Source organism: Opitutales bacterium (assembly GCA_013215165.1).
GTDB lineage: Bacteria > Verrucomicrobiota > Verrucomicrobiia > Opitutales > JABSRG01 > JABSRG01.
The window spans coordinates 1-5,989 of sequence record JABSRG010000105.1; the positions used below are offsets into that span (position 1 = coordinate 1).

Annotated in this window: 8 protein-coding genes; 2 read left to right on the forward strand and 6 right to left on the reverse strand. The window is 46.4% G+C overall.

What is annotated here, in order from left to right; all coding sequences use genetic code 11:
- Window positions 1-237 precede the first annotated feature (237 nt).
- Window positions 238-636 (forward strand): hypothetical protein, encoded by a 399-nt coding sequence (locus HRU10_14755; GenBank protein ID NRA28492.1) that lies wholly within the window; start codon window positions 238-240, stop codon window positions 634-636.
- 494 nt (window positions 637-1,130) lie between these two features.
- Here HRU10_14755 and HRU10_14760 read toward each other — a convergent pair whose 3' ends face one another.
- The 5 genes from HRU10_14760 to HRU10_14780 all read right to left on the reverse strand — a co-directional run bounded on the left by HRU10_14760 (window position 1,131) and on the right by HRU10_14780 (window position 4,244).
- Entirely contained in the window at window positions 1,131-2,051 is a 921-nt protein-coding gene (locus HRU10_14760; protein NRA28493.1) for a restriction endonuclease, read from the reverse strand.
- A 350-nt stretch (window positions 2,052-2,401) separates the two neighbouring features.
- Complete coding sequence (locus HRU10_14765) at window positions 2,402-2,638, reverse strand: hypothetical protein (GenBank protein ID NRA28494.1); 237 nt, start codon at window positions 2,636-2,638, stop codon at window positions 2,402-2,404.
- A gap of 51 nt (window positions 2,639-2,689) precedes the next feature.
- Complete coding sequence (locus HRU10_14770; protein NRA28495.1) at window positions 2,690-3,097, reverse strand: PIN domain nuclease; 408 nt, start codon at window positions 3,095-3,097, stop codon at window positions 2,690-2,692.
- On the reverse strand, window positions 3,094-3,291 hold the full coding sequence (locus HRU10_14775; protein NRA28496.1) for a type II toxin-antitoxin system VapB family antitoxin: 198 nt from the start codon (window positions 3,289-3,291) through the stop codon (window positions 3,094-3,096). Before HRU10_14775 ends, HRU10_14770 begins: the two co-directional genes overlap by 4 nt.
- Before the next feature lie 629 nt (window positions 3,292-3,920).
- Window positions 3,921-4,244 (reverse strand): helix-turn-helix transcriptional regulator, encoded by a 324-nt coding sequence (locus tag HRU10_14780; GenBank protein NRA28497.1) that lies wholly within the window; start codon window positions 4,242-4,244, stop codon window positions 3,921-3,923.
- Between the two features lie 77 nt (window positions 4,245-4,321).
- On the opposite strand from HRU10_14780, the gene HRU10_14785 reads away from it, so the two are divergent.
- Window positions 4,322-5,095, forward strand: coding sequence for an SDR family oxidoreductase (locus tag HRU10_14785; protein NRA28498.1), 774 nt, complete (start codon window positions 4,322-4,324; stop codon window positions 5,093-5,095).
- Window positions 5,096-5,593: 498 nt separating this feature from the next.
- On the opposite strand, the gene HRU10_14790 is transcribed toward HRU10_14785, so the two are convergent.
- Complete coding sequence (locus HRU10_14790; protein NRA28499.1) at window positions 5,594-5,953, reverse strand: hypothetical protein; 360 nt, start codon at window positions 5,951-5,953, stop codon at window positions 5,594-5,596.
- Between the last annotated feature and the right edge of the window lie 36 nt (window positions 5,954-5,989).

The window sequence follows — 5,989 nt, forward strand, 5'->3', positions numbered from 1 at the left end:
CAAAGAAGCCCGGCAGGAAGACATTTTTATTGTCAACACTGGACTGTCGACATGTTCATGCAAAATCCGGGCTAGTAGCTTATTCTTCAACCAGAGGTCAGCACGTCCAACCAGTTGAACAAGAGTAGTTTGTGCACTACTTTTCACTTCCTCCGAACTATTATCTTGTAAATTTGGTTGACGATTCATTAATTGAGAGAAATCGTGACTTAAGTTCACAACATTGCGGTCAGAAAGATGAATGATTCACTCAAAAGAACCCTCCGCTTCAACGCCCTTTCCTGCCTTGGGTTCGGTCTGGCCTTCGCCCTCATACATCAACCCATTGCCGCATTCCTCGGGGGTGTTCCACCGGAGATCCTTCGATTAGTCGGAATTGGATTGGCCCTCAATGGAGTGCATCTGGCTATAGCATCGCTTCGTCGCACTGGAATCGGGCGACTTGAGCTTGGCTACTTCATCCTCGGTGACTCACTGTGGGTATTGGGCAGCCTCGTTCTGGTCACTCTTGTCCCCCAGGTGATAAACAGCCCTGTAGCGATCAGCAGTACTCTGGCAGTCGCAACTCTCGTGGGAAGCTTTGCCGTGTTTCAGACTCGGTTGGGTTGGGATGTTCTGAAGGCTCAAGACTCTTAAGACGAACGCCCGCATTTGCGGCGGTTTTGGAGTGAGGAACGAACGGAAAAACCGTCCAAGCCACGCAGTGGCGATTGCAAGATGCGTTTGTTATGCATTTTTCCCTGTTACCGCCTGTTTAGTTGATTGAGACACATAAATAGCACTACCTACCGGAACACTTTCTTTGCTAACACTCTTTAAAGACACAATTATAGGCCAGCGTTTTCTAACACTTACGGAAGGGTCCTTAATATTCATGTGAGCAACACTGAATAATGCCTCTACACTTACTTGATTTCCTTCAGGTGTTTCTATGGTAACGGTTTCATTTATATTAACCTATTTACCTTCAGGAGGAAGTTCAAATGAAGGTGCCAAAACCAAACCGATACTTTCTATTAAAAAAGTATCCTCAACCTTCATAAGCTCAACTTTATCCATTAATTCTTCCTGATGCATAACGTCAAGAGGTGGCGCGCCAAAGGCGTTGCCACTCTCGCCTTGTTGTGCTTTTAGTTTTCTTCAAAGTAGTCCGAATCAATCTTTTTCAGCTCATAAACGCCTGCAGTGGATACACCCACTGAATGCTCGAACATTAGAGCAGACAATCGATCTCCGTCGATCAGGATAATCTTCGAATCAATCATGCTGACATAGTCCAATGCCTGCTCAGTAAAACTCGAAGTAGTGATAAAGATTCCTTTTCTGGCTCTCTGCCCTTGCAGTGCTCCCGCAAACTTTTGGATCTCAGGTCTGCCGACGCTTCCTTCCCAACGCTTCGCTTGGATATAAATCACATCCAAGCCTAACTTGTCTTCGTTAATTATTCCGTCGATACCTCCATCTCCACTTTTTCCTATCGCTCTACCTGCATCCGAACGACTGCCTCCGTATCCCATGCGAACCACTAAATCAATCACCAATCTTTCGAAGAAAGCTGGGGATGAATTCATAATATTCTCTAGGATCTCTTTTTGGATTCCTACTTTAATTGTCCGATATGCCGAAGCGATCTGGTCTTCTGGTGTCTGGTCTGAATCGATTGATGGTTCGGTAGTCTCAGTTGTATCAGACTCGTCCTTCTTCTTCTTTCGGCTTTTGAACTCCTTAAATTCTTCGAACTGCTCCAGAACCGTATTATCAATTCTAGAAATGCCCGACTCTAGTAATTCTTTTCCTCGTGTGGTGATTTCGAAAAAACCTCGTTTAGGGCTGTGGAGTATACCAGCTTGCTTTAGGTATGTTCTTGCCCAGCCAACTCTACTATCGAAAACGGTCTGGCTCCCACTTGGTAGGAGTTCTCTTCTTTCTTCTTCCGTCAGATTGAACTGTTCTGCGAGAATCTCGACTGCATCTCTGAACCTGTAGGTGCGACCGTCTTCGGCCAACTTAAGGACGGGATACATGAGAGTTTGATAGTCGGGGATAGGCATTATATTTTTTATCGCACAACAGTTAATATTATATCAACGAATCGTCGTTATATCACCGTTTCTCGGGCAAGCACCATGTCCATATTTTGATATGCAAATATCTATTTATCAATAGATTGTGTAATTTTATATGCATAATATTGGAAAAGGCTAAAACGATGGTGATCGGAGGCGAGGGTTTTCTTCTGAGCAGCGCTGCGCGTCGCCATCATACCTCATCGCAAAGCCCAGTATCCGTATGGCACCCTTGCGTGAAACCTTTGCTACCGGAAGCATTTTGCACAAGTTCGGTCGCTTGGATTGTCTGACCTTGCCGAGGTTATGGGTCACGTCAAAGCGTGCCCCTCCAATCATTGAGGGCGATGGATGGCGGCGCTTCGCCGGCGCCGGAGTGCCTCGTGTGTCCCCGCTTCCATGACTATGGTGGAACTGGGATAGCGTGCAGATAGGCAGGAGAGAGCTTCTTTCTCGTTGGCGATCGTGTTCTCTTCTACGATCTCTCCAGTGGAATTTAAAACGCATAGGGCATGCGTAGCGTTTCCGAGATCGAGGCCGAGGGTGTAGGTGTCTTTGTTAGCGTTTTCCATAATGAGAAGGAATCAGATTCTGTGCCGCCTTCTCATTCATTCTTGCTCGCCTCATTTGGCAGGAAGCAAAGATATGGGTATGAGCTTGGCGTAAGCCATATAGTCCTTGTCCAAAGTCAAAATAGGAATGCCCAATCTAATCGACTGGGCACATATCAAAAAGTCTGCTGCGCCTCCTTGCACTCCATTCCTTCGACAGTCGTTGAAAAATTCAGACGCCTTCAAATGATCCTCACTGATTGCTAAGTCGTCGGGAAACCCATCCAGAATATCTTTCAACTTAAGGTACTGAGGCTTCGCGCGAATACCAGAAAGACACTCCTGCCTGATAATTCCAAGCATCTGGACCTCTCCCTTAACGATCCCATCTCGCAATTTGTCCCGATATGGGTCCTTCAACTCTGATGACTTTCTCAGAAAGGGTGACCAAACCGAAGTATCTGCGATAAATTTACTCATGCTTGCCTAGCTTTCTTATAGTCATAATCGTCAAAATATTCGATCTGACCTTCCAACTCCAGCACCTTGAGCTGCCTACGATGCTGAACAAACTCCTCGAGTGCTTTATTTACCGCCTCTTTCTTGGTCTTAAAACCACCAAGCTTCAATGCGTCTGCAAGAAGCTTCTCATCAATTTTTAAATTCGTCGCCATGTGTCAAATAATGACACATAAATCGAGAGATTCAAGCTTTTTGGCGAACGCTAAAGGTCACATGCAGCGATGAAAGAAAATAATGACCTGAAACCGAATCTTTCCAAATTTGTCCCAGATCGACACTCGCGCGGGGAGCAATTGCTGTCATGTGCATTCTTGTTAGCACCTCCTAAACCTTAGACTTGCCCAAGCCGCTTGTGCTTCTCTATCTCTATGTTCAATCGTTTCTGATAGACTAAAGATTCATAGAAGGATGTTGGGATTAAGACACAAAAGATAGAAACTAACGATCCCCAGAGCATATCCAAGCCAAACATATACTCGACCAGAAACGCGAAACCTATCGATGACGGAGCTATGATCAACCATAACACCATCGGGAATCTAGCTAAACGCGGATTTTTCTTCATCACATCGTTCATAAGAGTAGAAATCTCTTTATCCCCCATGCCCTCAAAACATGGCAAGTGTCGATATACTGGTCGATTCAGCTTCATGAGGTTTCGCTATTCTCAGAGAAAGATGATAACCGCTCTTTTACAAAGAACACCAACGTAATCGTCATAAGTTCCATTCTTTTGCTAACGTATAGAGTAGCCGACGCCTAGGCGCAGCCTAGGTGTTGGCTATCTCGACTGGTTCGATCTTAAGTCGCTTTCGAGTTGGATTATCTCATCCATGATCTTGAGGATTCGCTTTCCATATTCGGTTATTGAGTATTCGACTCTAGGTGGAATCTCTGGAAACGACTGCTTCTCTAGCACTTCTAATTCAATCATTCGCTTAAGGTAGTAGCTCTGAACTCGTTTTGTTAAACCCGGTAAAGCTTTCTCAATAGCTCCGGGTCTGTTCGTTCCAGAGCTGATCTGTCGCAATATCCTCAGTGACCACTTGCAGCCATAAACTGCTGAAATGGTATCCGTAATATTTTTTTCTGCGTGTTTATCCATTTTCTACAAGAATGTGCCTATGGCTCAAAAAGGTGCCCGATTTACGAAGCACTCAAAATTCTGATATAAAGTAGCCTATGGATAACACAGATATCAAAAACAAAGTCGTAATAATAACTGGTGCTGGAAGTGGCATCGGTGAGCATGCAGCCGCAGCTTTCGTTCGAGAAGGCGCTAAGGTCGTTATGAATGGCAGAAGCGAATCGAAGCTGAACGCAGTTCAAAAAAAAATAGATCCAACGGGTGAGTCGACAAGACTGAGCGCAGGCAATATCTGCGAAACATCAGTATGTAATGAACTAACTCGTCTAGCGATGGATGAATTCGGTTCGGTGGATATTCTACTCAACAACGCTGGGGTGTTCGAACCGAAATCCTTTCTCGATCATTCTGAACAAGACATCGATTCATATCTAAGTCTTCTAAAGGCATATTTTGTTATGTCTCAAAATGCTGTTCGAGAAATGGTGAAGAGTGAGAGTGGTGGCTACATTATAAATATCGGTTCTATGTGGGCTTTGCATGCGATTGAAGCGACGCCTTGTTCCGGCTCTTCCACCGCTAAAGGTGGTGTGCATTCTCTTACAAAGAATCTAGCGATAGAGCTCGCAAAGCAGAAAATCAGAGTCAACTGCATCGCACCTGCAGTAGTAGAGACGCCGCTATTCGATCCTTTGCTTTCTCCCGAACAGCTCAATAGCTTCAATTCATTTCATCCGATCGGACGAAATGGAACGCCTGAAGATGTCGTGAATACTATTCTGTTTCTTGCGAGTGAAAAGCTTAGTGGCTGGATGACTGGTAATGTCCTGCCGTTAGACGGAGGTGTGACATCTGGTCGCAGCACTTGATTGTTTCTTTATCGAACAGCTAATATTGTATCGACAAATCGTCGTTATATCACCGTTTTTCGGGAAAACATCTCGTTTAATAATTAATACATAAATATCCGTTTATCAATGGATTGTGTAATTTTATATGCATAATATTGGGAAAGGCTAAAACGATGGTGATCGGAGGCGAGGGTTTTCTTCCGACCAGCGCTGTGCGTCGCCATCATACCTCATCGCAAAGCCCACTACCCTCGTGCGCGCTTCAAGCAGCATTATCGCTCCGCCCTACGCACCCGCTTGGCACCCTCGCGTGAAACCTTTGCTACCGAAAGCATTTTGCACAGATTCAGTCGCTTGGATTGTCTGACTTCGCCCAGGCTATGGGTCACGTCAAAGCGTTCCCCTCCAATTATTGAGGGCGATGATCGGATGGGCCGACGGGCATGAAAGCCCGCCAGCCTTCCACACCACCGGACGTGCGGTTTGCCGCATCCGGCGGTTGAAACAGGCGAGTCGCTAGACTTCACCAGTCCATGGGATGATAAATCCGTAGCGTTTGAGGCGACGGTTGCTCAGCGCTTGGTTCAAAGCCGGGAGCCGGGCAACACACCAGGCTCCCAATCCCGTGTAACCTAGACCACACGCCCGGGTATTCACACCCAGCCGGCTCAGAGCATTGATGCGACCAGCTGGCGTTTTCCAACGCAGCCAGAAGCATTTGCGCATGTGCCGACGTATCCAACCGCTCAGATCGGTCAGGCCCCAGAGGCGTTCCGCAAGCTGGTAGTAGTTCCACCAGCCACGGATGTAGGCTTGCCAGTTGTCGCGCAGCTCGTTGCTGCTCAGCGACTGACGCGCTTCCCATAGACGTCGCACGTTTGCTTTCAGGCGTTCCAGACTTTTCGGCGATAG